The organism is Micromonospora globbae (assembly GCF_003610785.1).
Lineage (GTDB): Bacteria > Actinomycetota > Actinomycetes > Mycobacteriales > Micromonosporaceae > Micromonospora > Micromonospora globbae.
Map to the genome: position 1 here is coordinate 1 of NZ_RAQQ01000006.1, position 24,678 is coordinate 24,678.

The 24,678-nt window shown below is 70.9% G+C and carries 27 protein-coding genes; 13 read left to right on the top strand and 14 right to left on the bottom strand.

From position 1 onward, the window contains the following. On the bottom strand, positions 1-306 hold a 306-nt coding region (locus D7I43_RS09590), incomplete at its 3' end, for a transposase (protein WP_240032908.1). Positions 307-536: 230 nt separating this feature from the next. Between D7I43_RS09590 and D7I43_RS09595 the strand changes: the two genes are divergently transcribed. Continuing rightward, the gene (locus tag D7I43_RS09595; RefSeq protein WP_204985179.1) at positions 537-734 is read left to right on the top strand and encodes a hypothetical protein; all 198 of its coding nucleotides are present in this window, start codon (positions 537-539) and stop codon (positions 732-734) included. A gap of 2 nt (positions 735-736) precedes the next feature. Further along, a complete protein-coding gene (locus tag D7I43_RS09600) occupies positions 737-1,051 on the top strand; it encodes a hypothetical protein (RefSeq protein WP_120328092.1) in 315 nt (104 codons plus the stop codon). Positions 1,052-1,358: 307 nt separating this feature from the next. Here the strand turns inward: D7I43_RS09600 and D7I43_RS09605 are convergent, their stop codons facing one another. Together D7I43_RS09605 and D7I43_RS09610 are read right to left on the bottom strand one after the other, a co-directional pair. Beyond that, the gene (locus tag D7I43_RS09605) at positions 1,359-2,108 is read right to left on the bottom strand and encodes a DUF2637 domain-containing protein (RefSeq protein ID WP_120328093.1); all 750 of its coding nucleotides are present in this window, start codon (positions 2,106-2,108) and stop codon (positions 1,359-1,361) included. Then, positions 2,105-2,497 (bottom strand): hypothetical protein, encoded by a 393-nt coding sequence (locus D7I43_RS09610; RefSeq protein ID WP_120328094.1) that lies wholly within the window; start codon positions 2,495-2,497, stop codon positions 2,105-2,107. Before D7I43_RS09610 ends, D7I43_RS09605 begins: the two co-directional genes overlap by 4 nt. A gap of 259 nt (positions 2,498-2,756) precedes the next feature. Between D7I43_RS09610 and D7I43_RS09620 the strand changes: the two genes are divergently transcribed. Next, positions 2,757-3,032: a type II toxin-antitoxin system Phd/YefM family antitoxin gene (locus D7I43_RS09620; RefSeq protein ID WP_120328359.1), complete on the top strand. Its 276-nt coding sequence runs from the start codon at positions 2,757-2,759 to the stop codon at positions 3,030-3,032. Continuing rightward, positions 3,029-3,286 (top strand): Txe/YoeB family addiction module toxin, encoded by a 258-nt coding sequence (locus D7I43_RS09625; protein WP_120328095.1) that lies wholly within the window; start codon positions 3,029-3,031, stop codon positions 3,284-3,286. Before D7I43_RS09620 ends, D7I43_RS09625 begins: the two co-directional genes overlap by 4 nt. 92 nt (positions 3,287-3,378) lie before the next feature. Here D7I43_RS09625 and D7I43_RS09630 read toward each other — a convergent pair whose 3' ends face one another. The 5 genes from D7I43_RS09630 to D7I43_RS09650 form a co-directional block, all read right to left on the bottom strand. Continuing rightward, the gene (locus tag D7I43_RS09630; RefSeq protein ID WP_120328360.1) at positions 3,379-3,609 is read right to left on the bottom strand and encodes a winged helix-turn-helix domain-containing protein; all 231 of its coding nucleotides are present in this window, start codon (positions 3,607-3,609) and stop codon (positions 3,379-3,381) included. Positions 3,610-3,798: 189 nt separating this feature from the next. Continuing rightward, on the bottom strand, positions 3,799-5,001 hold the full coding sequence (locus tag D7I43_RS09635) for a hypothetical protein (protein ID WP_120328096.1): 1,203 nt from the start codon (positions 4,999-5,001) through the stop codon (positions 3,799-3,801). Positions 5,002-5,347: 346 nt separating this feature from the next. After that, positions 5,348-5,614, bottom strand: a complete 267-nt coding sequence (locus D7I43_RS09640) for a hypothetical protein (protein ID WP_120328097.1) — start codon at positions 5,612-5,614, stop codon at positions 5,348-5,350. A 253-nt stretch (positions 5,615-5,867) separates the two neighbouring features. Beyond that, positions 5,868-6,329 carry a MarR family winged helix-turn-helix transcriptional regulator gene (locus tag D7I43_RS09645; RefSeq protein ID WP_120328098.1) on the bottom strand — a complete coding sequence of 154 codons (462 nt, stop codon included), beginning with the start codon at positions 6,327-6,329 and terminating at the stop codon, positions 5,868-5,870. 85 nt (positions 6,330-6,414) lie between these two features. After that, positions 6,415-7,377 carry a phosphotransferase enzyme family protein gene (locus D7I43_RS09650; RefSeq protein ID WP_120328099.1) on the bottom strand — a complete coding sequence of 321 codons (963 nt, stop codon included), beginning with the start codon at positions 7,375-7,377 and terminating at the stop codon, positions 6,415-6,417. Between the two features lie 162 nt (positions 7,378-7,539). On the opposite strand from D7I43_RS09650, the gene D7I43_RS09655 reads away from it, so the two are divergent. Continuing rightward, entirely contained in the window at positions 7,540-7,989 is a 450-nt protein-coding gene (locus D7I43_RS09655) for an iron chaperone (RefSeq protein ID WP_120328100.1), read from the top strand. A 64-nt stretch (positions 7,990-8,053) separates the two neighbouring features. Here the strand turns inward: D7I43_RS09655 and D7I43_RS09660 are convergent, their stop codons facing one another. Then, on the bottom strand, positions 8,054-8,758 hold the full coding sequence (locus D7I43_RS09660; RefSeq protein WP_120328101.1) for a beta/alpha barrel domain-containing protein: 705 nt from the start codon (positions 8,756-8,758) through the stop codon (positions 8,054-8,056). Beyond that, positions 8,748-9,329, bottom strand: a complete 582-nt coding sequence (locus D7I43_RS09665) for a hypothetical protein (protein ID WP_120328102.1) — start codon at positions 9,327-9,329, stop codon at positions 8,748-8,750. Before D7I43_RS09665 ends, D7I43_RS09660 begins: the two co-directional genes overlap by 11 nt. A gap of 207 nt (positions 9,330-9,536) precedes the next feature. Between D7I43_RS09665 and D7I43_RS09670 the strand changes: the two genes are divergently transcribed. The 3 genes from D7I43_RS09670 to D7I43_RS09680 all read left to right on the top strand — a co-directional run bounded on the left by D7I43_RS09670 (position 9,537) and on the right by D7I43_RS09680 (position 12,515). Beyond that, complete coding sequence (locus D7I43_RS09670) at positions 9,537-10,355, top strand: class I SAM-dependent methyltransferase (RefSeq protein ID WP_120328361.1); 819 nt, start codon at positions 9,537-9,539, stop codon at positions 10,353-10,355. Then, positions 10,352-11,545 carry a hypothetical protein gene (locus D7I43_RS09675; protein ID WP_120328103.1) on the top strand — a complete coding sequence of 398 codons (1,194 nt, stop codon included), beginning with the start codon at positions 10,352-10,354 and terminating at the stop codon, positions 11,543-11,545. Before D7I43_RS09670 ends, D7I43_RS09675 begins: the two co-directional genes overlap by 4 nt. A 133-nt stretch (positions 11,546-11,678) precedes the next feature. Then, entirely contained in the window at positions 11,679-12,515 is an 837-nt protein-coding gene (locus tag D7I43_RS09680) for an SCO4651 family lipoprotein (protein WP_120328104.1), read from the top strand. A gap of 192 nt (positions 12,516-12,707) precedes the next feature. Here the strand turns inward: D7I43_RS09680 and D7I43_RS09685 are convergent, their stop codons facing one another. After that, positions 12,708-13,388 carry a type 1 periplasmic-binding domain-containing protein gene (locus D7I43_RS09685; RefSeq protein WP_120328105.1) on the bottom strand — a complete coding sequence of 227 codons (681 nt, stop codon included), beginning with the start codon at positions 13,386-13,388 and terminating at the stop codon, positions 12,708-12,710. 173 nt (positions 13,389-13,561) lie between these two features. Between D7I43_RS09685 and D7I43_RS09690 the strand changes: the two genes are divergently transcribed. From D7I43_RS09690 to D7I43_RS09700, 3 genes are all read left to right on the top strand, one after another. Next, positions 13,562-14,779 carry a HupE/UreJ family protein gene (locus D7I43_RS09690; RefSeq protein ID WP_120328106.1) on the top strand — a complete coding sequence of 406 codons (1,218 nt, stop codon included), beginning with the start codon at positions 13,562-13,564 and terminating at the stop codon, positions 14,777-14,779. Positions 14,780-14,903: 124 nt separating this feature from the next. After that, on the top strand, positions 14,904-16,874 hold the full coding sequence (locus D7I43_RS09695) for a purple acid phosphatase family protein (protein WP_120328107.1): 1,971 nt from the start codon (positions 14,904-14,906) through the stop codon (positions 16,872-16,874). Between the two features lie 85 nt (positions 16,875-16,959). Continuing rightward, positions 16,960-18,027 carry a COG1470 family protein gene (locus tag D7I43_RS09700; protein WP_120328108.1) on the top strand — a complete coding sequence of 356 codons (1,068 nt, stop codon included), beginning with the start codon at positions 16,960-16,962 and terminating at the stop codon, positions 18,025-18,027. 3 nt (positions 18,028-18,030) lie between these two features. Here the strand turns inward: D7I43_RS09700 and D7I43_RS09705 are convergent, their stop codons facing one another. Both D7I43_RS09705 and D7I43_RS09710 read right to left on the bottom strand, forming a co-directional pair. Next, positions 18,031-19,179, bottom strand: a complete 1,149-nt coding sequence (locus D7I43_RS09705; RefSeq protein WP_120328109.1) for a low temperature requirement protein A — start codon at positions 19,177-19,179, stop codon at positions 18,031-18,033. A 92-nt stretch (positions 19,180-19,271) separates the two neighbouring features. After that, positions 19,272-20,846, bottom strand: a complete 1,575-nt coding sequence (locus D7I43_RS09710; RefSeq protein WP_120328110.1) for a carboxylesterase/lipase family protein — start codon at positions 20,844-20,846, stop codon at positions 19,272-19,274. A gap of 153 nt (positions 20,847-20,999) precedes the next feature. On the opposite strand from D7I43_RS09710, the gene D7I43_RS09715 reads away from it, so the two are divergent. Both D7I43_RS09715 and D7I43_RS09720 read left to right on the top strand, forming a co-directional pair. Next, positions 21,000-21,578, top strand: a complete 579-nt coding sequence (locus D7I43_RS09715; protein WP_120328111.1) for a TetR/AcrR family transcriptional regulator — start codon at positions 21,000-21,002, stop codon at positions 21,576-21,578. 133 nt (positions 21,579-21,711) lie between these two features. Next, positions 21,712-22,176: a hypothetical protein gene (locus D7I43_RS09720; protein WP_120328112.1), complete on the top strand. Its 465-nt coding sequence runs from the start codon at positions 21,712-21,714 to the stop codon at positions 22,174-22,176. A 95-nt stretch (positions 22,177-22,271) separates the two neighbouring features. Here the strand turns inward: D7I43_RS09720 and D7I43_RS09725 are convergent, their stop codons facing one another. Continuing rightward, the gene (locus tag D7I43_RS09725; protein ID WP_240032909.1) at positions 22,272-24,593 is read right to left on the bottom strand and encodes a glycoside hydrolase family 65 protein; all 2,322 of its coding nucleotides are present in this window, start codon (positions 24,591-24,593) and stop codon (positions 22,272-22,274) included. Between the last annotated feature and the right edge of the window lie 85 nt (positions 24,594-24,678).

Consider the following 24,678-nt stretch of genomic DNA (forward strand, 5'->3'; position numbering starts at 1 on the left):
GTCGATCACCGCCCGGGACATGTCCAGTTGACCGGCGGCCCGGAGTCTGCCCAGTAGGACCTCGTGCAGTCGTTGCCACACGCCGGCGTCGTTCCAGTCCCGCAACCTGCGCCAGCAGGTCATCCCCGACCCGAACCCGAGTTCCTGGGGCAGGTACTCCCACGGGATCGCGGTGTAGAGCACGAACAAGATCCCGCACAACACCTTCCGGTCATCAAGCGGCTTACGACCGGGATAGCGCTGCCGACGAGGCGGGCGGGGCGGCAGCAATGGCTCGATCTCGGCCCACAGGTCGTCCGAGACGATCCACGGCGGCTGCTCACCTCGCCTCACGGCCGATCACTGTAGTTGATCGTCCACGAGGGACAAATCCACCTCCGCCCAGATCATTCTGTTAGGAGTTCTTAGGATGCGCGATCTGGAGTTTGTTCACCCGTTGACTCGGCTGTGACCAACCGCGCCTGTTAGTCGATCTTCTAACTAGGTAACCTCAAGAGGCAAGGAGCGTTTACCACGTGTCACGTTCCAGGCACACAGTGAAGGAGCTTGAGGATCTCCTCCGGAAAGCCGAGCGACGGGGCTGGAAGATCACCGGAGGGGGGCGCAAGTACTTCAAGATGTACTGCCCCTGCCCGGCAAAACACCTGAAAACAGTGAAATGCACCCCCTCAAACCCGAACTACCTGAGAGATTTGACCGGTCAGCTCAAGAGGGCCACGTGCTGGGAGGACTGATCATGCGACAGCATCGAATCGCGATACAGATGACGTTCGAAAGCACGCCGCACGGCACCGACGAGCAGTTCGAAGAGTTCCTCGACGCAGTGCAGGAACATCTGGACGAACTCGGCTGCGAGGTGCAGATCGCCGCAAGCCTCGCCGACCGCACTGCGGAATTTGCCTCGAGCATCGAGGCGCTCAACTTCGAGAGCGCGGTCAACACCCTGCTTGTCGACATACGTACCGCACTGCACGCGGCCGAGTGCCACACAGACAACTGGCCACAGTACGTGGCAACTGACCGGAACCTGCGGGAACTGCAAGACGTCTGACTCAGAGCCTGCAGAGCGCCCCGCCCACCTTCGGGTGAGCGGGGCGCTCTTGTGCATTGCGGCTACCGTCATATGCACCGTTAGCCCTGACCCGGCACACCGAACGGCCCGCCAGGCGTCATCCTGGCGGGCCGCGTCACTTTCCTTCGGCGACAGACCCCATCGTTGTCAGGGCCTCCTCAATGAGCGGGTACGGCACTGTCGTCCGTTCACACCGCCATCGCTCGTCCTCAGCCAAGCCTGGTCGGTGTGATCGATGGAGCAGGGCCGCGTCCGACACCAGCGGGGATGCTCCTTGGGCGCGCCATCACCTTCGAGAACCGTCTGCTTGTAGTGCCGCATGCTCGGGCTTGCCTGCAATAAGGCGTCGGACATGACGTTCGGACACACCGGCGGCCACGGCTAACTCTGCCGGGCTGGCCTGCGGACGCTCGGCGCGCAGCCGGGCCACGGCATCAGCGGTCTGCTCCGGGCGCACCGTCGTCCGCTTGCGTCGCACGTTGCGCCGACGTGGAGGTGCCGGTACCTGACTTGTCGCCGCACCGTCGGTGATTCCAGCCCGCTGCGCTCCGTTCGCCTCAGTGGTTAAGGAAACCGGTGGGTCTGACTCCGGTGGTGGCACAGACGCGGCGTTGCCAGCAGGCGGCCCCTGCGGGTGGGCGGCATCTGACGTTCGGTGATTGCTCCGTGGGGGCGGTTGCCATTTCGTGAGCATCTCCACGACCAGCAGAAGCGCCACGGCTGGCCAGGCAGCGACGATCCGTGCCCCAGGGCTTGGCTCGGCGGCGGCAATGTTCGCCGCCACGCTGGCCGCCACTCCCGCAACGAATGCGACCCGGGCCGACCAACGCACGCTCCGTTCGGCGCGTTTGTCCTCGACCATGGCCGCCGACGCGACGACGAGCATCCCGTCGACCGACAGCGGCAGCACATAGGCGACCTCGGGACGCTCACCGAACCTCAACGCCACGGCCACCATGTGACTCCACGACGACCAGGCAGCAATCCCGGCCACCGCCACCGTGCTCACGTCTCGGGCAAGCCGGGTCGGCGTCATCGGTCCACCCCCGGACCCATCCGTCGCTCGATGGCCCGGACCTCGGCGGGCTCCACGGACGGACGTCCGCCGATGTCCAGCAGCGTCTGGACATCAGCCCATCGCCGCCACCGTCGGACGACGTCGCTGGCGTCGAGGCCGGTCGCTTCGGCGATGTCCGTCAAGTCCGCACGCGCTCGCAGTGCGGCGTGGATCATCGAGGGTTGCCAGCGAGTCCACCAGGACACCACCGCAGCGGACAACGCCAGCTCCGTCAGTGCGTCATCTCGACCGGATTCCGCCGTCCGAACGACGGCATGGTCGTGAAGATCGAGAAGGAGCTTGAACGGGTTGATCTCTTTCGCATCGGCGAACCGCACCGGCGGTTTGGGCGGTCGGGCCGGGTTCACCGGGTGCCCCCCGACCCCCGTGAACTGGGAAAACTCAGTGGTAGCGGGTCACCGGCGATCGTGGCGGTGTGGTTCGCATGGTGGTACCTCCGGCCCACTCTTCCGCAGGTCACCGTCTCCTCGTGGGGCCGCTTGCGCCGTGATCTTGCCCGTACAGCAGGGAAGTACAGCAGCACCCGTGGATCCACCGCCGGCTCGACCAGGGACGAGACGCAGACCACCCGAGGTACAATTTTCTGTACCTACCCCGGAGGTGATCATGCGGACCGTGAACTTCACCCAGCTACGGCAGAACCTGGCCGCGGAACTCGACAGCGTCATCAACGACGCGGAGGAGGTGGTGGTGACCCGGTCGGGCCACGAACCGGTGGTCATCGTGCCGCTCGCGGAGTACGAGTCGATGAAGGAGACCGAGTACCTCCTTCGCAACCCGGCCAATGCCGCAGCCCTGCGCCGCTCGATCGCGGAGCTTGAGGAGGGCGACGCGGCCGAGCGGGACCTGATCGACCCCGCCACCGTGCGGGACGTCGCGTGAGGCTGGTCTTCACCGCGACGGCCTGGAACCAGTACCTCAGCCACACCGACCGGAAGCTGGTCAAGCGCATCAACGACCTCATCGCGGACGTGATGCGCAACGGATACGAGGGCATCGGCAAGCCGGAACCCCTGCGGGGAGAGCTGTCCGGCTTCTGGTCCCGCCGAATCGATCGCGAACACCGGCTGGTGTATCGGATCACCAAGGACGACGTCGAGATCATCGCCTGCCGCTACCACTACGGCGACCGGTAGCGGGCCGGACACGCGGGGGTGCACGTCCAGGTCGGCCAGGAGCAAGGCGCTCTGAGAAGCGAGGTGTCGCGCCTCGGTGGGCGACCCGGGGCTCACCGGGGATGCGGGTCGGTGACGTAGACGCACTTGCTCTGCCGGCCGTCGATCAGCCCCTCGGCCTTCAAGAGCAGCATGGCGGCACGGATAACCGTGTTACTGACCTTGTAGTGCTCGGAGAGGGCGGCGAACGAGGGCAGCTTGTCGCCCGGCTTCAATTGGCCGGAGCTGACCTGCTCGCGGATATCCCGGGCGACCTGGAGGTAGGCAGCCCTGTCTCCGGACACGGATGCCGCGGTCAGACCTCGTACCGCACCGCAGAAGGCCGGCTCGCCGACGATCCATAGGTTCGAGTCCCTGGCGGCCCACTCCACCGGCGTGACATCGGCGACCTGCGGCGAAGCCCAGGTCGCTGACCTGGGCTCCGCCGGCGTGTCGGTCGGTCGGAACGGTTCAGGCTGAGGGCCCCGCCGCGGTCAGCACTTCGGGGCGCAGGTCCGCGGTTCGTTCGGGCCGCCGGTGTACGGCTCGGGCATGACGATGACGAACCCGCCTCTGTCACCGGCCCGCTTGAGGACCTCGGCGACGTAGTCGCGCCACCGCTGGGTCACACTGACCACGGTGAGGGTGGGCTGGCACTGGTCGGGGGTGGTCAGGGCCACCTCGCTCCCGCACGGCGGGCCGCCTTCGGCGGTCGGCCGGTAGCCCCGGAACTGGCGGGTGTCCACGGTGAGCCCGACGCACGGGTCCTGGCCGGGTTCGGGCTTGATCCGCATGCTGCAGATCAGCGTCTGCGTCTGAATCACCGTTTCGATGTCGGGCTTCTCCTCCTCCTCGCAGGCCTCGTTCTGGTCGGGGCCGGGCATCGCGATGGACGGGTCGCAGCCACTCATCCTGGCGAGCGCCTCCTGGCACGCCGTCGCCTGCCAGTTGGTCGCGTTGCACTGGGCCACCAACATCGCGACCTCGGCGCACGCGTCCTCGCCACCGGGTCGGGCGGCGGCGCCATCGTCGTCATCGTCGCCGGTGCCACTGTCGGCGACCGCCGGCCTCCAGGCGTCCCGCTTCCTGATGGCCTCGTTCGCCTCCTCCTGCTCCTTCTTCATCCTTTCTCTCAGCTGCCGGTCCTTCTCCGGGTCCTCGCCGAACGTGTCGCCCCTCGCCGCCTCCCTGACCGCCTCGACGTACTCCTGCCACTGCCTGTCGGCCTCGTCGGCGAGTTCCTGGTAGGACCCGTCGTTGTACCAGCCCCCGGACTGGCGGCCGGGCGCCTGATAGGGGTCGGAGGAATCGGGCCTGCCGAAAACCCATTGGCCGCTCTGCCCAGCGATGCGCGGGTCCACACTCGACCCGCAGTTGACCGTGCCGTGGTAGGTGTCGTCGGACCCACCGGACCCGAGCGGGAAGAGCACGTGCATCCCCGGCATGACCGGGCTGTCGAAGTCGACGAGCCCGCACCCGGCGATCCCGCTGCCCACCTCGACCCCTTGGGCGGTCTTCTGCAGCACGCATCCGAGCGGGCTCTCCAGGCCGACGTCCCCCGGCGCGACGAGCAGCACCTCCGGCTCGCGGTCGGCCCCGTCGCCCAAGGGGTCGTCCGTGGCACCCATGGCTGGGCCGGCCAGCCCGGCGACAACCAACACCGTACCCAGGCCGATCGCCCCGGCCAGTCTCACCACCCGTTTCACTGTTGTCCCCCTCCTCGTCGCGTCATGAGCTGATCATCGTTCCCAGGTTTCCCGTCCACATCGGCACGGATCCCGGCCCGGCCGGGAATGTGTCCCTCCCGGACGTCGCGCACCCGACCGGTGTCAGCCGCCGGTAGTCACCGAACGCACAAATTGAGTGATGCCCCTCGGGACGGGCATAGCCCGGCCGAGGAGAGCGGGGGCAAAGAAGATGTCGCCGAGGACCAATTGTCATGGGCCAACGTGCCGATCCTCAGAGAGGGACCGGCGGCGACTTCCCGGCAGGGCCCGGGAGCCGCCGCCGTGAGGGATCGGTCGACGGGCCGCGCTGCCAGCGTCAGCAGGTGGCCTGGTACGCGGCGAGGCCCTGCTGGTAACTCGTGAAGTACCGGCTCGCCAGGCTGCCGTAGAAGAGGCGCATTCCCGGGTCGGTGCTGGTGAGTCGCAGCGTGTTGTACTTGAGGTACATGTTGAGGTCGCTGGTGTACTGCGCCTTGAGGCCAGCGCAATACGTACTGGTCGCGTGGGCCGGCCCGGCGATGCCCGCCAGTGCGCCGCCGGCAATGGCGGTGATGAGTGCGATACGGGAGAGGAAAACGCGCACGTCGCTGCTCCTTAACGTACGTCCGGCGGGTCTGTCGTTCGCCGGGCGGGCCAATCTTTCGCAACAACCTGACGCAACCTGATTCCTCGATCGGGCTCGGCGTACTCGATTGCATTCGCTTGTTGCTGACACGGATGTTAGGAACGGCGTACGCGCCGGGTCGTCGGCCGCAGGGCTGATCGGCGGGTGGACGACATCGGGCCGTCGCTCCACCCCTGGGTAAAGCGACGGCCCACCCCGCGCGCGGCGGGAACTACGAGCCCTGGGTGTTCTTCATCAGCTTCCCCAGCACCTTCAGTGCGGCGACGTAGTCGGCGTCGTCGATGCCCTCGTGGATCCGGGCGCGGATGGCCGGCGCGTGGGCCTTCAGGCGTACGCGCGCCTCCTCGCCGGCTTCCGTGATCCACAGCCGATTTTCGCCGTCGCGGCGGAGCCAGCCGCGTTCCAGCAGCACCTCCGCCTCGGCGTGCAGGTCGTCCTCGGGCCTGAGGTACGTGGCCATCGCCTCCCGCAGTTGAGGAATGGTCATGCCCTGGCCGTCCGGGGAGAGGTCGTTGCTCGACAGGTTGCGCAGCAGCCAGAACTGGGGCTGCGTGAACCCGAGTTCGGCCTGCCGGGCGCGGGTGAACGAGATGAGGGCCTCGTAGGCCAGGCCGGTCCAGTAGGCGGCCGGCTGGGCTGCCAGTTCGGCATCGGTCATCTGGTCGAGCGTCATGGCGCTCCTTACCTCGCTTGATCGTCTACGACGTCACGACCGTAGAAGTTCAAGCATGGTTGAGGTCAACACCATCCAGGGAGGGTCAGGGCGCGTAGCTCGGGTCGGCGACCGTCTCGGCGATGCGGGTCAGCCAGTGCAGGTCGTTGGCGCGCGCCTCCGGGCTGGCGTCGGGATCGAGGATGCTGCGCACGAAGGCGGCGGCGTCGTCGAGGTGCCGCTCGCCGCGGTAGTAGCTCAGCAGTGTCTGGTCCGGTTCCTGCGGCCCGTAGCCACGGCGGAAGAGTTCGGCGCGGTGCGCGTCGATCGGGTGGTCGCCGAAGTCCTGGCTGTAGACGAACATGAGGTCGCGCTCGGGCGGTGCGAGGATCGGCGCGTCCCAGTCCACGACGTGCAGCGGGCCGTCGCCGTCGGCGATCAGGTTACCCGGGTGGATGTCGGCGTGGCAGATGACGTGTCGCGCGTGCGTCACGCGGGAGGCGAGGCGGTCGACGGTCTCCGACAACCGGTGCAGCGCGGCGCCGTACCGGTCCCAGAACGCGCCGAGGACCTCGCTCGCCGCGGCCTGAGCGCCGAGGCTCCGCAGCCGGTCGCCCGACGTCGACCGGTACGTCTCGACCGGCAGGACCGCGGCGATGTCGTCGCTCGGCGGGACCGCGTGCAGCCGGCCCAGGAACTCGCCGTACTCGGTCCACTGGCGGTCGGTGAGCCCGCGCGCCCACCGGCTGCCGCCGTCGTGGAACGGGTAGAGCAGCAGCTCGTAGCCCCCGAAGGCACGACTGGTGCCGCCGGCGGGAAGGTCGATCGGTGCCACGACCTGCCGTACGCCGTGCGCCCGGAGGAAGCCGGGCAGCAGGACGGCCGCCTGGGTGAACCTCCCACGGCGGACCTTGAGGAAGTAGCGCTCGCCGGACGTCTCCACCCGGTACGCCCACGCGTCCCCGTCCAGCCCGAGCGGCAGGAACACGAGGTCGGTGACGTCCACGGCCCAGGCGGCGGCCACCTCGGCCGCGAGCGACCGCTCGTTGATGTCCGGCTTGTCGATCATGCACGGAGCGTCGCAGTCGCTGGTCCGACCGGCAAGGGGGATTGCCACCGCCGGCCCGAACGTGATCAGGATTCAAGAAGCGACCGGATGTGCCGCGACCTAGCCTTCCTTCAGACGGCCGGCACCGCGCCGAGCCTTGCAACGTCGAAAGGCAGCCTGGACATGTCCGCTGAGAACGCCAACACCGGATCCGACGGCTTCAGCGCCGAGGAGCGCGCCGCGATGAAGGCGCGCGCCGCCGAGCTGCGCGCCCAGGGCAAGAAGGGCGCCAAGAAGGCCGACGAGCTTCAGGCCGCCCTCGACAGCATCGCGAAGATGTCGCCGGACGACCGGGCGCTCGCCGAGCGCGTGCACATGACCATCACCGCCACCGCTCCGGACCTGTCGCCGAAGACCTGGTACGGGATGCCCGCCTACGCGAACGCCGACGGCAAGCTCATCGTCGCGTTCAAGAACTCCGGCAAGTTCAACACCCGCTACTCGACGCTGGAGTTCCAGGACGCGGCCACGCTCGACGACGGGGACATCTGGCCGGTGTCGTACGCCATCCAGAAGTGGAGCCCCGAGGTGGAGCAGAAGATCATCGAGGTGGTGAAGGCCGCGGTCGCCTGACCGGCGCTGCGGCTCCTGGCCGGTGCGCATCCGCACCGGCCAGGAGGTGGAGCCGGACGGGTCGTCAGGACCGCAGCGCCTGCATCACCTCGACCGCCGCCTCGTACCGCAGGAAGTGCAGGTCGGTGCGGGTGGCGTTGTCGGCGAGCGTCAGCGCGATGCCCCGGATCCCCGGAAGGGTGGCGACGATCTCGCCCACGTTGCGCGGGGTGAAGTTGAACGCGGCCACCAGCGGGTGGTCACGGCCGAGCTGGTTCAGGTCGTCGATCTGGAACTCGTCCTCGAACTCGGGCGCCTCGTCCCGCAGGAACTCCCAGGAGTTCCGGTACTCGGGCAGGACGTCGGCCTGGAAGAGGGCCGCGTTGAGGTCGTTCGTGTCGGCGTACCGGCTCAGCACCCAGGAGGGGTCGTCATCGTGGGCGATCTCGATGCCCGCGTAGACGATGCCCACGCCGGCCCCGCTCAGCGCGGCCCGCATCTCGTCCGGCGGGACCGCGCCGGTGATCGGCTGGACGAGGTCGGGCCGGAGCAGTTCCGCCCTGCGAAGGGCTTCGCGGGGGTCCTCCCGGAAGTCCAGTTCCACGACGAACTTCGCCCGGCTCAACGACCTGCCGATCTCCGCGGCCAGGTCCGGGGAGACAACCCGCCGGTCGGCGAACCGGGGATCCTCGTCGAGCGCGACGCCGACGAGTCCGGCGCCCAGCTCCTCGACCGCCACCGCCTCGGCGACGGAGCGGACGCGATCGACCTTGATGAGCTTATTCGTCATACCGCACCACATTTCCGTTCAGGTCGTCCGCGCCCCGGAAGTCCTCGGGAATCACCCAGATCTTCCCAGCCGTGCTCGTCGAGATCTTCCAGTACGGCGAGCCCTCCGGCGTGTGGCGCCCGCCGCCGGGATGGACCTGGATGTTGGTGATCTCCGGGTGGCCCTGGATCCGCACCTGCACGGCGTTGCCCGAGGTGCCCTTCTTGGTGCTCTGCTGCACCGTGGCCGGGTAACCCGCGTCGTTGAACTGCTGTGCGATGTCCTCGGCGGACCGGCCGGCCACCGACTTCGGGTCGCTGACGATCGAGTCGACGAACGCGTCCGGGGTTTCCCCGTCGGAGGTGGTGGAGTCGGAGTCGGGCTGCTTGGTCGGCTGCTGTCCCTCTTCCTCCGGGCGGCCCCGCTCCGCCGTCTTCGCCAGCTCGTCGTGGGCCTGGCTGATGTTGTCCGGGACCTTGCTGGTGCCGGGCCGTCGCCCGGAAGGGGTACCGGTGTCGCCGTCGCCGTCGCCGTCCGGGCGCGGGTTCCCGCCGTCGCCGTTGCCCCCGCCCGGGTTCCTGGGTCTCGTCATCGTGCGGACCCCGGCGGTCGGCAGTGCGACGAGGTCCGGCTTGCCCCCATGTGTCCCTCCGGTCGCCCAGCGTGATCACGCTCCGCGGCAGACTACCGCACATCCACGTCTCTCACTGCACCGTCGATCCACACCGGACACTGCGACACTCCGGCCGGCTCACGTCCTCGGTTCCGCCCCGTTGTCACCCCGTGGTTCTATGTGGACGTGCGTGACGACGTCGGACTCACTGCCTACCTGGTCAACGAATCGCGAGCGCGGCGCGAGGATCTCGCCGCCGATCCGCTGGCGGCAGAGTGGATCTCCGCGGAGCAACGCGGCGCGGTTCGGGAGCTGTGGGACGAGTTCGCCGCCGAGGTGTACCCGCACGACGACCTGGTCGTGTCGCTGCGCGGCCGGGTCGTCCTGGAGACCCTCGGCCAGGCGCTGGACAAGCGCGGTGACACGGTGCTCGTGGTGTGCGGGGCCGGCTTCTCCTCGTACCCGTGGCTGCTGCCGTTCGCCGCGGCGATGGAGATCGACCTGCCCCACATCGTGGCCGCCAAGCAGCGACGCGCCGCCGAGCTGCGGGCGGCCGGTGTGCTCGACCAGCGGAAGGTCGAGCACGTCGCCGCTGACCTCAACGACGCGGAGGCACGCCGCCGGCTCCTGGACCGCATCCGACGGTTCGCCGACGGGCGGCCCATCGCGTACGTGGCGGAGGGACTGGTGTTCTACCTGCCCCCGGACGACGCGCGGGCGGTGACCGGGCTCGGGGTCTCGGCGGACCCGGACTCCCTCACGGTGGTCAGCTACTGGCCCTCGGCCACCGCGGACCATCCGGTGCTGGAGGCGCAGCGCCGGTGGTTCCGGAGGCGGTCGGTGCCCGAGGACGCGACGTACCTGACGACCAGCGACATCGCGGCGGTCGTGGGCGGTCCGGTCGAAAACCACAGTCCGGAGGACCTCCAGCGCCGGTACCTCGGTGAGGTCGTCGTGCCCGAGACGGAGCTGATCCCGGAGCACGTCGCGGTGGCCGGGATATGACCGATGTCCTGCACGTGCAGACGAGGGCCTACCCGTTGCACTACACGGCCGTCGACCGGACGGTGGACCGCGTGGTGGTCCCGGGACGCGGTGAACTCCGGCCCGTACCGGGAACGCTCGGCTCGGTGGCCTACAACTCGGAGGAGACGGTCGAGGTCGATCTCACGGCGATGGTCCGGGCCGCCATCAGCCTCCCCGACCTCACGATCGTCGCCTGCCGGATCCGGATCCTCGCCGCCGGCGCCGTCCTCCTGACGTACGCCCTGCGCCACGCGAACGATCTCCGGAAGCTGGACGCCCACGAGCTGGCCACCATGGACGCCTCGGTCAACCGCCAGCTCCGCGAGGCCGACCGCGCGCTGCTGCGGGACGTGCTCGCCGGTGCGCGGCAGTCGGGGCTCTTCGCCCACGTGGTGGTGCCGCCGGGCGGGGCCTCCGCCGACGACTGGACGGAGGTCCACCCCCGCGCCGTCCGCTACAACTGCCACTTCATCGCCCGGGACCCCGTATGGGAGCCGGACCGCCGGGTGCCCGGCCTGGTGCTGGGCGCCCACTGCCGGATCCTGCTGCCCTACACGTACGCCTGGGACGACGACCCGGCCCCGGAGAGGATCGACGAGATCCTGACGATGCTGGAGCCGGCCGACATCGCCGTCGCCCAGCAGTCGGTGCTGGTCGGTGCCAGCGTCGGCGGGCTCCAGATACTGACCGAGCTGGCCCGGGCGGCGCCGGGCCGACTGGAGGGGCCGGAGTTCCGGCGTTTCCTCGACGGCGTGTGGGCCGACTACCACCGACTCGACGCGTACCGCGTCGAGTCGGGCCAGGATCACCGCGCCACGTACATAGCGGCCCGCGAGACGATCGGCCTCGACGGTACGCACGAACGCGCGGAGAAGCTGCTCGCCCACGTCAACGCCTCGCTGCTCGCCGAATCCTCGCTGCGCAGCGAACGGCTGGACGGCCGGCTCAACCGGGTGGCCGCCGCGCTGACCGTGGTCGCGTCCGCGGCCTTCCTGCTGGACATCGCCGCCTTCCTGCTGCCCGAGGTGGGCAACGGGACGAAGATGGTGACGGTGTCCGGGGTGATCCTGCTGGCCGCCGGCATGCTGGCCGCGACGATCCTCTGGTCCCGCGAGCGCGACGCGCGCGAGAACGAGTCCCCCGACCGCGGGCCGGCCGGCAACCCGTGACCGGCGGAATCGACGGGTTCCGCCGCCGGTCGTGCGGCGGGAGGGCGGCCGTCCGGGGTTGACCCGTTGATATAGCGTGTCGTCCGTCTATCTGGGGGCTCCCCCAGACTCCTTCGGGGAAAGAAGCTGTCACGTGTCACTGTGGAAGAAGACGACCGTCGTCGCGGTCTCCGCGTTCACGGCGCTCGCCGTGTCGGCCTGCGGCGCGAAGCCCGGCTCGTCGGAGGAGCCGAAGCAGCCCACCGTGCTGGAGCTGCTCGCCAGCGACCTCAAGGGCTCGCTGCAGAAGACGGTCGACGCCACCGACAAGTCCGACTCGGTGACCGTGGCGATGGAGGGCACGGCGGCCGGCCAGAAGCTCTCGATGCAGGGTGTGCTGGACCTCCGTGACCCGGTCAAGGCCGAGATGAAGACCACGGGCCCGGACGGCTCCCCGGTCACCGTCCGGATGATCGGCGCCGTCGTCTACGTGGAGATCCCCGAGGCGGACCGCGCCAGCATCGGCGGGAAGCGCTGGATCAAGCTGGACGTGGCCGCGGCCGGTGCCCCGATGGGCATGGACTTCTCCAAGCAGTTCGAGGACGTCGACCCGACCAAGCAGGTCAAGACGCTGCTCGCCACCGAGGGTGTCACGGTCGTCGGCGAGGAGACGGTGAACGGGGCCCGGACGGTCCACTACACCGTCACCGCGCCCGTGGCGAACTACCTCGGGCAGGTCGACGCCGAGATGCGGGCGCAGGTCGAGCAGGAGCTGACGAAGCAGGGCGTCAAGGAGGTCACGCTCGACCTCTGGGTCGACGAGCAGTACCGGCCGCGCCGGGTCCACATGGTGATGGGCACGATGAGCGACATGACGATGGACTACACCGACTACGGCAAGCCGGTGACCATCGAGACGCCGCCCGCCGGGGAGACGACCGATCTCGCCGACATGCTGAAGGGCCTCGGCGACCTGGCCGCCGGGAACTGACGAGAGCCGGACGACTGCCCGGCCGGTGCGCGTCACCGGCCGGGCAGCGCCGTTTCTGGCGCCCGGCGGGGATCGACGGTGGCGCGCCGGGATCGGACCCGGTGCACGGCGGCGAGTACGTGACCAGCGCCGGCGCTTGGCTGACCGACGCTCGTCGAGCGGCCCGGGTGCGACCCGCGCCGGGGCCGTTCCTCATGCGGGCGGGTGCTCGTCGAGCCAGATCACGACGCCGGTCAGGTCGTGGAGGACGGCCGCCACGCCGGCCCGCACCGCCGCCGCGCAGCGCTCCGCCGTGAACGAGCCAGGGTCGTACGTCGAGGACATGCCCAGCCCCTCCCCCCGGAACGACGCCCCGGACCAGTCGGCCGCCGTGACGTTGTGCGTGGGCTCGGCCAGCTCGGCGCCCACCACGAGGAACTGCTGCGACAGGTGGTTCGGCGTGACCATCGCGAGTGGGTCGACGAGGTCGTTGCCGGCGCTGACGATCAGGTCCGGGCGCATCCGGACGGCCCGGTCGACGCTGGGCACGAAGTCGTGCGCGTCCGCGGGAACGATGGTCCGCAGGTCGACGTCCTCGTCCTCGGCCCAGCTCTTCACCGCCGTCGCGAGCGCCCGGGTCGGGGCGTCGTCGCCGGCGGTGAGCAGCACGACCCGGTACCCCTTCGGCGGGTGGACCGCGTCCCAGCTCCCGGGCCGCGGGGTGACGGTCCCCTCCGGGATCGGCGGGTGGGAGGGGTCGACGAACCCCGGGCCGAGGGCGCCGACGGGGATGGGCTTGGGGCGCGGCTGCGACCAGTCGTCGCCGGAACTGCATCCGGCGAGCAGGGCGGCGGCCGCGGCCAGCACGGCAAAGGCCCGGAGCGGGGGGCGCACGTGGTCGTCCTTTCCAGGCGTACGAGGGTGCGTGCTCCTTCCTATCGCACGGCACGCCGGATACCCGCTGCCCCTGCCCTGGCCTGGGTCTTTGTTTGCCAACGGTTCGTCGGTCGACCGGTTCCCGTTCATCCGGGACGTGCACGGTGCACTGGCCAACCGAAGGAATGAGCATGTCGCAACGGATCGCCAGAAGCATCGTCATCACCGTCGTGGGGCTCGCCGCGGCGGTGATCACTTTTCTGCACGCCGCGCCGGCCCTCGCCCACGGGTTCACGTCGACGGTCTACGGGGACGTCGCCGTCGGCGACGACGGCCACGTACGGACGACGCTGGAACTCGAGTACGACCTGTTCGTCGTCTCCGCCGCCGACAGCGAGGACGACGACCCCCTCTTCCGGCAGGGCCAGCCCGCGTTCGATGACCGCGACGGCGAGGCCATGGCCGCGGCCCTGAACGCGCACCAGCGCTCCACGATCGGGTACGTCACGAAGCGGTTCTCGGTCGCCTCCGGGGGCGCGGAGTGCACGCCGACGCAGGTCGGCGCGTACACGATGGGTGTGCGGGAGGGTGTGCCGTACGCCCGGCTGCTGCTCGATTGGGCGTGCCCGGTGCGGGGCGACGCGCACGAGGTGCGCAGTACCCTCTTCGCCGACGACGAGGGTTACGTCAGGGGCACCAGGACGATCCTCACGTACGAGATCGACGGCGCCTCCGGCAGCGCGGCGCTCGACGCCGGCCACCCGTCCTTCTCCACCGCCCAGTCGTGGTACGAGCGGTTCTGGAAGTTCCTCCGCCTGGGCGCCGAACACCTGCTGACCGGCCTCGACCACATCCTGTTCCTGCTGGCGCTCATCGCCGGGTCCCGGCGCCTGCGCGAGATCGTCCTCGCGGCCACGAGCTTCACCCTGGCGCACTCGGTGACGTTCATGCTGGCCGCCCTCGGGGTGGTCGACGTGCCGGCGGCCGTCGTGGAGCCCGTCATCGCGCTGTCCATCGCCGTGGTCGCCGGCTGGCACCTGTGGCGGATCTGGCGGCGCGGCGACCACGCCACCGACCTCGAAACGGCGGGGCACAGCCACCTCAGTCTGGACCGTTCCGGCTGGATCCGCCTCGGTGTCGTCTTCTGTTTCGGCCTCGTGCACGGGCTGGGGTTCGCGGGCGCGCTGGGCATCGAGGAGGCGTGGTCGTGGCAACTGCTGTGGTCGCTGCTGGTGTTCAACGTCGGCATCGAGGTGGTCCAGCTCGCGATCATCGCCGTGGTCTTCCCGCTGCTGGCGGTGCTGCGCCGTCGCTCGCCGGTGGCCGGCCTCTGGGTGACGGGGGCGGTCTCGGCGGGCGTGACCGTCATGGGGCTGTTCTGGTTCGTGCAGCGGGTCAGCGGGGCGTGAGCTCGCACGGGTCTTCGTGGGAGCGATGCCAGCCGGTCCGGCCGGATTCATGATCGGTTCATCGGACGGGGCCACGTTGAGGACGCTCTCGCAACACCTCTCATCAGGAAAAGGACGGAGATCGATGAGACCGAGCACCACAGCGCAGGCCCCCGGGCGTGCGCGGCGTCGGGTGGCCGCAGGGGCCGCCGCCGCCATCTTCGGCCTGGGCGTGGCCCTGGCCGGCGGTCTGACCACCGCCGCCAGCGCCGCCGAGGCCTCCACCTACAGCGGCATCATCCTCGGGGTGGGCGCGAACGAGACCCAGCGCATCGTGACCTGGTACTCGTCCGCCGACACCGCCCAGAAGGTCCAGGTCGCCCCGACGGCCTCGATCGTCAGCGGCGAGTTCCCGGCCGATGCCGTCAGCTTCGACGCCGTCGGCGCGGCGAACACCTCCACCACCGGCTACAACCGGCACGCCACCATCACCAACCTGAAGGAGAACACGGCCTACTCGTACCGGGTCGGCTCCGAGGGCAGCTGGTCGCCGGCGTACTCCTTCCGGACGCAGGACTTCGAGGGCGACTACGACTTCCTGTTCTTCGGCGACCCGCAGATCGGCTCCTCCGGCGACATCGCGAAGGACCAGGCCGGCTGGGCGGAGACCCTGCGGTACGCCACCACCGCGAACCCGGACATCGAGCTGCTGGTCTCCGGCGGCGACCACGTCGAGTCCGCGAACAACGAGGCCCAGTGGAGCGCGTTCCTCGCCCCCGACGAGCTGCGGAAGTACCCGGTCGCGGCGACCATCGGCAACCACGACGTGGGCGGCAAGTCCTGGGAGCAGCACCACTTCACCCCGAACACGGACCGGTCGAGCCAGTACTACAACGGTGACCAGTCGACCCGCTCCGGCGGTGACTTCTGGTACATCCACAAGGACGTGCTGTTCATCGACCTGAACAGCAACAGCTACGTCAACCCGACCGACGGCTCGCTCGGCGGGGACGCGGCGCACGTCGCGTACGTCACCGACGTCGTGAAGAAGCACGGCGCCGAGGCGAAGTGGACGGTGCTGGTCTACCACCACTCCATCTACTCGCCGGCCAGCCACGCCACCGACGGCGACAACAAGCAGCGGCGGAAGGACTTCACGACCGCGTTCTCCGACCTCGGCGTGGACATGGTGCTGCAGGGGCACGACCACAGCTACTCCCGCAGCTACGCCATCAAGAACGGCCAGAAGGAGAACCCGGCCGAGCAGCCGGGCGCGGCCGAGGTGTTCCCCGGCCCGGGCGGCGTCATCTACGTGACGGCCAACTCGGCCTCGGGCTCGAAGTACTACGACATCAAGAAGCCGAACCCGGCCGACAAGGACCCGCACGGCAACGGGCCCGACCCGCTGAACCCGGACAGCTACTGGTACAACTCGGTGCAGAACCAGGAGCACGTCCGCAGCTACGTGAAGGTCCAGGTCAAGGCCGACAAGCTGGTCGTCGAGAACATCCGCAGCGGCACCTGCGCGGCCCCGAACGCGGCGGTCGAGAAGGGCCTCTCCTGCACCAACACACCGGAGGGCGAGCCGGTCGGTTCGATCGTCGACAAGGTGACGATCCACCCGTACCACGGCAGCGGCCAGGACATCCAGGTCAACGTGCCCACCGCGACGGGTGAGTTCGGCTGGACGATCGACGGCTACAACGGCCTGGTGAACCTGGGCACCGCCCAGGAGCGCAACGGCTGGTACTTCGAGGCGACCGGCTCGATCAACCCGATCGTCGTGTCGGACAGCCGCTTCTCGCTGGCCCCGTGGTCGATCTCGGCCAACGTGAGCGACTTCCGCGACGGCGACAAGACCTTCTCCGGCTCCTACCTCGGGTGGTCGCCGAAGGTCGTCGAGGCCGGCGCCGGGGCCCAGGCCGGCTCGGCCGTGGTCTCCGGGTACGACGACCAGGGCCAGGGCCTCGCGATCTCGCGCGGCCTCGGTGCGGCCGACCAGGGCCACGCCCGCGGCACCGCGAAGCTCGGCGCCGACCTCGACCTCAAGTTCCCGAACGAGGTCGCGAAGGGCAGCTACCGCGCCACCCTCACGATCACTGCCCTGAGCAGCTGACCGATCGGTTCCGCAGAGCGGGGTAGGCACCTACGGGCGCCTACCCCGCCACCCGTTCCACACCCTCCAAGATCAAGGACCAGAGATGCACGCGCCCGCAACGCGCTGGAAGACCACGACCACCACGTTCCTCCGTACGACCGCCCTCCTGCTCGCCGCCGTCGCGGCCGTCGGCGTCGGTGCCGGTCCCGCCTCGGCGGCGGACGGCGACGTCGCCTGGACGGTCCGCACGGCCTCCAACAGCTACGGCGCGACCCGGTCCAGCTTCAGCTACACCGTCAATCCCGGTGGTCACCTCGAGGACGCCATGGTGGTCGCCAACCGGGGTCCCGCGCCGCTGAACCTGACCGTGTACGCCGCCGACGGCTTCACGACCGACGCCGGCCAGCTCGACCTGCTCACCAGGGACAAGAAGTCCGTCGCCGTCGGGGCGTGGGTCCGCGCCGGTGCCGCCAGCGTCGCGATCCAGCCGGGGAAGACCGCCACCGTCCCCTTCACGGTCGACGTCCCCGACAACGCCACGCCCGGCGACTACGTGGGCGGCATCCTGACCTCGCTGACCCAGCCCGACCAGGCCCAGGGCATCAACGTGGACCGCCGCCTCGGCATCCGGATCAAGCTGCGGGTCGGCGGCGAGCTGAAGCCGAGCCTCGCCGTCGAGGACCTGCACGTCGACTACTCCGGCACGTGGAACCCGTTCGGCCGGGGCGACGCGACCGTCACCTACCGGATCCGCAACACCGGCAACGCGGCGCTGTCGAGCCAGCAGAAGGCCACGGTCGCCGGCCCGTTCGGGCTGCTGCGGGCGACGGCCGACGACCTTCCGGCGGCACCGGAGCTGCTCCCCGGCGAGAGCTGGACGGTCACGGCACCGGTCCGGAACGTGAGCCCCGCCATCCGGCTCGCCGCCACCGCCACCCTCACCCCGCTGCTCACCGACCCGTCCGGCTCCGTCACCCCGCTGGAGGCGGTGACGGGCACGGCGTACGGCTGGGCCGGGCCCTGGGCCCTGATGCTGCTGGTGGCCGCGCTGATCGCGGTGGTCGTCGTGACCCTCCGCCTCGCCCGCCGTGGCCGCGCGCGGCGCAAGCAGCGCGAGGACGCCCGCGTGCGGGACGCCGTCGCCCAGGCGCTCCGCGGCCAGGAGGCGTAGCGGTCAGACGACCTGACGTGCGGTGAGAACCCCCGCCCGGTCCACCACGCTCACCACGGACAGGATCACCACGATGCCCGCGCTCGCGGCGAGCAGCGGAAGATCCGCCGCCAGCACGCCGACCGCGGCCAGCACGGGTATCCCGGCCAGCCGCGGCCAGGAGATCCGCCGGTGGATGGCGGCGGAGAGCAGCAACCGCCCGGTGAGGAACAGCGCGGGCCCGGCCACCACGACGGCCACGGCCCCGGCCTCGGCGGGGTGGGCGATGGCCAGCTCCGCTCCGGCGGCGGTGGTCACCACCCCGGCGACGATCACGAAGTGCAGGTATGCGGACGTCGGACCGAGCCGGGTCGGGTCGGCGCGTTCGATGGCCGGGGCGAGCTGCTGGCCGGCCGGGGTGACGTAGAGCAGGCCCAGCAACACCGCCGTCGCGAAGACCAGCAGGAACGCGGCGGTGTGGGCGGGACGGGCGCCGACCTCGCTGTAGACGAGACCGGCCGTCAGGATCAGCTCACCGAGCGAGATGACGAAGACCTGCTGGAACCGCTCGGCGAGGTGGCGACCGGTGAGCCGCAGCTCCTCCGGTGCGGCCCGGCCCAGGCCGGGCACCGGCCAACCCAGGCTGGGCCCGCTGTAGTCGATCACCAGGGCGAGCGTCCAGAGCGGGACGCGGGCCGCCGGCGCGAAGACCCCGGCCGTCCACAGCAGGCCGCCGGCGGTGAACCAGCACAGGATCCGCAGGCTGCGCCGGCGGCGTGGATGGTGGCGCAGCACGACGATGCCGAGCAGGCCCCGGCACACTCCGACCGCCACGAGGGCGCCGGCGAAGAGCCCGGCCCGCTCGCCCAGCGCCTGCGGCGTGGCCGCTCCCATGAGCAGCCCACCGAGCGCGGAGCCGACGAGCAGCACCCGCAGGACGCGCGTGCCCGGGGCGTACCAGTCGGCGGCCCAGGTGGTCGTGACCCACAGCCACCAGATCGCCGCGAGCAGGAGCGCGGTCCGCAGTGCGGCGCCGATGCTGAGGTCGGCCAGCAGGGCCGTGCTCAGCTGGTTGAGCGCGAACACGAACGCGAGGTCGAAGAAGAGTTCGAGGAAGGTCGCGTGCGCCGGATCGTCCCGGTGCCGCAGCAGCCGTTCCGGTCCGCTCACCATCCCCGCTCCTCCGGCCGCTCTCCGTTGTCGTACCACGGGACGGGCGGCGAGCGTGGCGATAGCCGACAGGTACGCCACGCTCGCCGTCGGTCTCAGGCGAGGCTCGACCAGAACGCGTACTCGTGGTCGCGGGTGAAGTCCGTCGCCGTCCAGGCACCCGAGGTCAGCGACTGGACGTACGGGCGCCGCTGCGTGAACGCCCGCCAGCCGCCCTCCCGGCCGCCGTTCGGGTCACCGGCCACGGCGAACCGGGTCCAGGCGCCGATCAGCCGGTCGGCGAGCCGCTCCTGCGTCCGGTCCAACGGCCGGAAGAGGTCCAGGTCGAACAGGTACGCCAGCTCCGCCATGTGCTGGGCGCGCCAGGGGAAGCTCGGCTCGTCGTACCCCACGAACCACGGGGTGTCCTCCTCGGCGAACTCGAACATCCAGGTCTTCGTCCACCTCGACAGCAGCCCGGCCGTGTCGTACGTGGGGTTCGACCAGTTCCGGTCCGTGCCGATGGTCGACAGGGCGAGGCCGGCCGAGTTGCCGTACTCGGACAGGGGGTAGCGGGCCAGGATGGCGTCGGCGTCGGCGCCGTACTCGTCGCGGACCGCGGACTCGTACGCCTCGGCGGGGATGGGTGCCCCGCCCGGGTTGACCTCCAGCCCGCCGTACCTGCCGTTCTCCTCGTCGTGGTTCACGCCGATCAGGACGGGCACCCGGTTGAACCGCCCGGTGCGGAAGGCCTCGGCCGGGGAGAGCGGCAGCAGCGGCGTGCCGGACACCGGTCGCGGCTCACCCCACGGGCCGTACGCCGCCAGCAACTCGGCGATCGTGGTCTCGTCCGACCGCAGGCAGGCCGCCACGTCGGTGGCGTCGGCGCAGCCGACCGCCTCGATGACGGCGGCGCTGTCGGCCTCGGCCTCGGCGCGGGTGCGGGAGCCGCCGGTGGCGCAGGGTGCGCTCTGGACGACGGCACGGTGGAACAGTCCGGCCGACATGGGGGACGCGAGGTGGTCGCAGACCGCGTATCCGCCGCCCGACTGGCCCATGATCGTGACGTTGCCGGCGTCGCCACCGAACTCGCGGATGTTGGCCCGGACCCAGCGCAGCGCCGCCTGCTGGTCCTCGACGGCGAGGCTGCCGGAGCCGTACGCCGTGCCGGCGTCGAGCGCCGGGTCGGTGAGGAACGACATGACGCCGAGCCGGTAGTTCATCGACACGACGACGGCCTCCTCGGCGAGCCGGTCCGGCCCGTACATGTCGCCGGTGCCGTACATCAGGCTGCCGCCGTGGATCCACACGATGACCGGCAGGTCGTCGCCCTTCCTGCCCGGGGTCGTGACGTTGAGGTAGAGGCAGTCCTCCGCCTCGCTCGGCACGCCGACCGGCAGGCCCACGGGCTGCGCGCACGCCGCTCCCGGTCGGGTGGCGTCGCGGACTCCGGACCAGGGTGCGGCGGGCCGGGGCGAGGTCCAGCGACCGGGCGGCGCGGCGTACGGGATGCCCTGGAAGGTCCGGAGACCACCGGCCACGGTGCCGCGCACGGCGCCCTTGTCGGTCTCGACGACGGCGGGACGGCCGGGTGCCGCGGTCGCGGGGCCGGCAACGCCGACCGTCGCCGTGAGGGCGGCCAGGACGAGGCCCGTGAGGAGCCGCCTCCGGCGCCGGGGGGAGGTGTTCATGGTGGTTCTCCTGTCGTGAGACCGGGTGTCGGGGAGAACCGTAGGGCAGATTTGGGCGAACGCGCAAGGCGCTTGCCCAAGACGGTTGCGCAAGGCGATCGCCTGAGTCGGTCGTCTCAGTCGTTCGATCCAGGGCTTGCTAGCCTGTTCGGCATGGGAAACCGGGAGGCCCTGCTGGCCGGGGCGAAGACCTGCCTGCTGGAGAAGGGGTTCGAGCGCACGACGGTCCGCGACATCGCGACCACGGCGGGCGTCAGCATGGCCGCGATCGGCTACCACTTCGGCTCCCGCGAGAACCTGCTGTTCCAGGCCCTGTTCTCGATCCTCGACGAGTGGGGTGACCTGTCCGGGCGGGCGCTCGTCCCCGCCGACGCGCCCGACCTCGGCCCCGCCGAGGCGTACGAGCGGATGTGGGACGAACTCCTCGCGCAGGCCCGCGCCCACCCGAAGACGTGGCTGGCCTCCATGGAGCTGTTCATGCAGGCACAGCGGCAGCCCGAACTCCTCCCGCACCTCACCGACGGGATCCGGCAGGGGCGCAGCGGCATGGCGGCGATCCTGGAGAGCGTCCCCGAGCCGGACGTGTCGGAGCGTTCCGTGCGGACCCTCGGCATGGTCCAGGTCGCGCTCATGTCCGGGGTGGTCATCCAGATGCTCTCCGACCCCGAGCACGCGCCCACCGGCGCCGACGTGGTGGAGGGCCTCCGCGCCCTCGCGAAGATCATCGGCTGACCGGCGTCCGGCGCCCGTTCGGCGGGAGGCCCGCCCGACGGGCGACCCGGCGGGCCGTCGTGTCGTTGATCCGGCTGCACCCCCCGCCAGGGCCGACCCACGGTGGGGGCACCGACCGTCGAGGAGGACGCCGATGACCCGTCAGCGCGAGACCGTCGAGGTCGAACCGGAGCTGTTCCGTGCCGTCTACGACTCGCCCGCCGCGCTGCCCGGCCGGCACCGGTGGACGACCTCCGACGCCGACGTACGGCGGTTGGAGAAGCTGCTCGGCATCCCGCCGCGCAGCATCGGCGCGCCCCTGTGGGTGAGCGGCGACGAACCGGACTGCCCGAAGTGCGGCCGGCGCCTGACCTGGTACGACATCGTCTCGTCGGCCCTCGACGGGGTCCACGACCGCACGATGATCGCCATGGTGATCCTCGGCGACCGCAAGTACGTCAACACCGAGGTGCCCGACGCCATCCCCGGTGTCCGCTGCGCCGACTGCCACACCGCCATCGACGGGCTGCGCAGCTTCAAGTGCCACAACTGGGCGTACGCCTTCGAGGAGCTGGCGAAGGTCCGGGAACGGATGTCCGGCGGGCTCACCGCCGAGTAGCCGCCGCGGGTCCGGTCAGGCGCGGCTCGGCCGGCGCCGTCGCGAGTGTGGTCGAGCCCGGCGGCCCGGCTCGACCGCCGTCGCCGCTGGTCCCGTCAGGCCCGGCGCGGCGGCCGGCGGCCGGGTGGGCAGGGCGGTTCGGGCCCGGCGTCCGGCACCGGGGGCATCGGCCGGGTCACCGGCGCGACGCCGACCCGGAGACGTTCACCGTGGTGCCACACCTCCACGGTGGCCTCCGGTCCCGCGTCGGGCAGCTCGTAGCGGGCCTCCCCGGCGGTCAGCGTGACCCGTAGCCGGTGGCCCCGCCAGCGCAGGTGGAACGCGAGCCGGTCGATCCGGCGCGGCAGCCGCGGGTCGAAGGAGAGCACGCCCTGGTCGTCGCGCATCCCGCCGAAGCCCTGCACGAGTGCCAGCCAGGCCCCGGCCAGCGAGGCGAGGTGCAGCCCGTCCGCGGTCTTGTCGCCGAGATCCGCCAGGTCCTGGAGGACGGACTCGGCGAACAGGTCGTACGCCAGGTCGAGGTGCCCGACCTCGGCGGCGAGCACCGCCTGCGGCGCGGCCGACAGCGAGGAGTCGCGGACCGTGCGGGGCTGGTAGTAGGCGACGTTGCGGGCCTTCTGCTCGGCCGTGAACTCGCCCGGACAGCGCAGCATGGCCAGCACCAGGTCGGCCTGCTTGACCACCTGCCGGCGGTACAGCTCCAGGTAGGGGTGGTGCAGCAGGAGCGGGTAGTCGTCCTCGCCGGTGTTCGCGAAGTCCCACTCGGGTTGCGCCGTGAAGCCGGCCGACTGCTGGTGCACGCCGCGCTCGTGGTCGTACGGGACGGCCATCGCGTCGGCGGCGGCCCGCCAGGCGGCCACCTCGGCGGCGTCCACCCCGAGCGCGGCGGCGGCCTCGGGACAGCGCTCGGCGGCGTCGGCCGCACCGCGCAGGTTGCGCCGCGCCATGAGGTTGGTGAAGACGTTGTCGTCGGCCAGCGCGCTGTACTCGTCCGGGCCGGTGACGCCGAACAGATGGAAGGCGCCGTCGTCGGAGCGGTGACCGAAACGGTGCCACAGCCGGGCCGTCTCCACGAGCAGTTCCAGGCCCGGCCCGGCGAGGAATCGGGTGTCGCCGGTGGCCGCCACGTACCGCAGGACGGCGTCGGCGATGTCGGCGTTGACGTGCAGTCCCGCCGTGGCCGCCGGCCAGTAGCCGCTGCACTCCCGGCCGCCGATGGTCCGCCACGGGAACGTGGCGCCCGCCAGCCGCAGCTCGGCGGCCCGCTCCCGCGCCTCCGGCAGGTGAGCGTGGCGCCAGCGCAGCGCCGACCGGGCCACCTCCGGGGCGAGGTAGGTGAGCACCGGCAGGACGTAGCCCTCGGTGTCCCACAGCACGTGGCCGTCGTAGCCGTTGCCCGTCAGCCCCTTCGCGGCGATGGTCCGGTCGCCGTCGGGGCGGCCCGCCTGGAGCAGGTGGAAGATCGCGAACCGGACGGCCTGCTGGAGCTCCGGGTCGCCGTCGAGTTCCACGTCGGCGGTGCGCCACGCGGCGTCCAGCGCCGCCCGCTGCGCGGCCAGCAGGGTGTCGAAGCCGTCCGCGCGGGCGGCGGCCGCCTCGGCCACCACGAGGTCGGCCAGCTCGTCCGGAGGCGTCCCGTCCACCGGGGCGCACTCGTACGCGGCGAACTTCGTGAGGCGCACCCGCTCGCCAGGCGCCAGCGGACCGGTGAGCGTCAGCCGCAGCCGGTCGGGCGTGCAGTCACCGTCGACCGCGACCACGGCCGGCGCGTCGACCAGGTGGGCGACCGCCACGGCGACCCGCTGGGCGCTGCGGTCCGTGCGGTGCACGAGCACGCCGTCGAGTCCGTCGGAGCGGCGGGCCTCGGCGGTCAGCGGGTCCTGGACGACCGTGGCGGCCCGCGGGTCGTCGGAGCGTTGCGGCACGTTCTCGTTGGCCAGCAGGTCCGAGCAGACCCGCAGCTCGACCGGCCCGTCCAGCGGCTCCACCTCGTAGCGGACGGCGGCGACCGGGCGCCGGGGCAGGGACACCAGCCGGGTGCTGCGGATCCGCACGCCGTGGCCGCCCGGTGAGATCCACTCGGTCTCCCGGCGCAGCACACCGGCCCGCAGGTCCAGCACCCGTTCGTGGGTACGCAGCGTGCCGGTGCGGATGTCCAGCGGCTCCCCGTTGACCCAGAGCCGGATGAGGGCGGCGTTCGGCGCGCTCACCACCGTGTCGCTGGCCTCCGGGAACGCGTACCCGCCCTCGGGGTAGTCGAGCTTGCGCCGCTCGTGGAAGCCGTTGAGGTAGCTGCCCGGCATCCCGTACGGCTCGCCCTCGTCGAGCGTGCCGCGCCAGCCGACCCAGCCGTTGGCCAGCGCGAAGATCGATTCTGTCTCGGCGAGCCGGTCCAGGTCGGCCCCGGTACGCCGGATCCGCCAGCTCTCGTCCTCAGGCGACGTCCCCGCCGGCGGCTGACCCGACGTGGCGGCTGCCGGCTGGCCGGCCGTGGCGACGATG

Bases quoted from the DNA above. Each gene is read 5' to 3' on its own strand.
- D7I43_RS09710 (WP_120328110.1), bottom strand. From the start codon at position 20,846: ATGAACACCTCCCCCCGGCGCCGGAGGCGGCTCCTCACGGGCCTCGTC.
- D7I43_RS09600 (WP_120328092.1), top strand. From the start codon at position 737: ATGCGACAGCATCGAATCGCGATACAGATGACGTTCGAAAGCACGCCG.
- D7I43_RS09665 (WP_120328102.1), bottom strand. From the start codon at position 9,329: ATGACGAGACCCAGGAACCCGGGCGGGGGCAACGGCGACGGCGGGAAC.
- D7I43_RS09705 (WP_120328109.1), bottom strand. From the start codon at position 19,179: ATGGTGAGCGGACCGGAACGGCTGCTGCGGCACCGGGACGATCCGGCG.
- D7I43_RS09690 (WP_120328106.1), top strand. From the start codon at position 13,562: ATGTCGCAACGGATCGCCAGAAGCATCGTCATCACCGTCGTGGGGCTC.
- D7I43_RS09650 (WP_120328099.1), bottom strand. From the start codon at position 7,377: ATGATCGACAAGCCGGACATCAACGAGCGGTCGCTCGCGGCCGAGGTG.
- D7I43_RS09645 (WP_120328098.1), bottom strand. From the start codon at position 6,329: ATGACGCTCGACCAGATGACCGATGCCGAACTGGCAGCCCAGCCGGCC.
- D7I43_RS09720 (WP_120328112.1), top strand. From the start codon at position 21,712: ATGACCCGTCAGCGCGAGACCGTCGAGGTCGAACCGGAGCTGTTCCGT.
- D7I43_RS09675 (WP_120328103.1), top strand. From the start codon at position 10,352: ATGACCGATGTCCTGCACGTGCAGACGAGGGCCTACCCGTTGCACTAC.
- D7I43_RS09700 (WP_120328108.1), top strand. From the start codon at position 16,960: ATGCACGCGCCCGCAACGCGCTGGAAGACCACGACCACCACGTTCCTC.
- D7I43_RS09655 (WP_120328100.1), top strand. From the start codon at position 7,540: ATGTCCGCTGAGAACGCCAACACCGGATCCGACGGCTTCAGCGCCGAG.
- D7I43_RS09605 (WP_120328093.1), bottom strand. From the start codon at position 2,108: ATGACGCCGACCCGGCTTGCCCGAGACGTGAGCACGGTGGCGGTGGCC.
- D7I43_RS09695 (WP_120328107.1), top strand. From the start codon at position 14,904: ATGAGACCGAGCACCACAGCGCAGGCCCCCGGGCGTGCGCGGCGTCGG.
- D7I43_RS09660 (WP_120328101.1), bottom strand. From the start codon at position 8,758: ATGACGAATAAGCTCATCAAGGTCGATCGCGTCCGCTCCGTCGCCGAG.
- D7I43_RS09620 (WP_120328359.1), top strand. From the start codon at position 2,757: ATGCGGACCGTGAACTTCACCCAGCTACGGCAGAACCTGGCCGCGGAA.
- D7I43_RS09715 (WP_120328111.1), top strand. From the start codon at position 21,000: ATGGGAAACCGGGAGGCCCTGCTGGCCGGGGCGAAGACCTGCCTGCTG.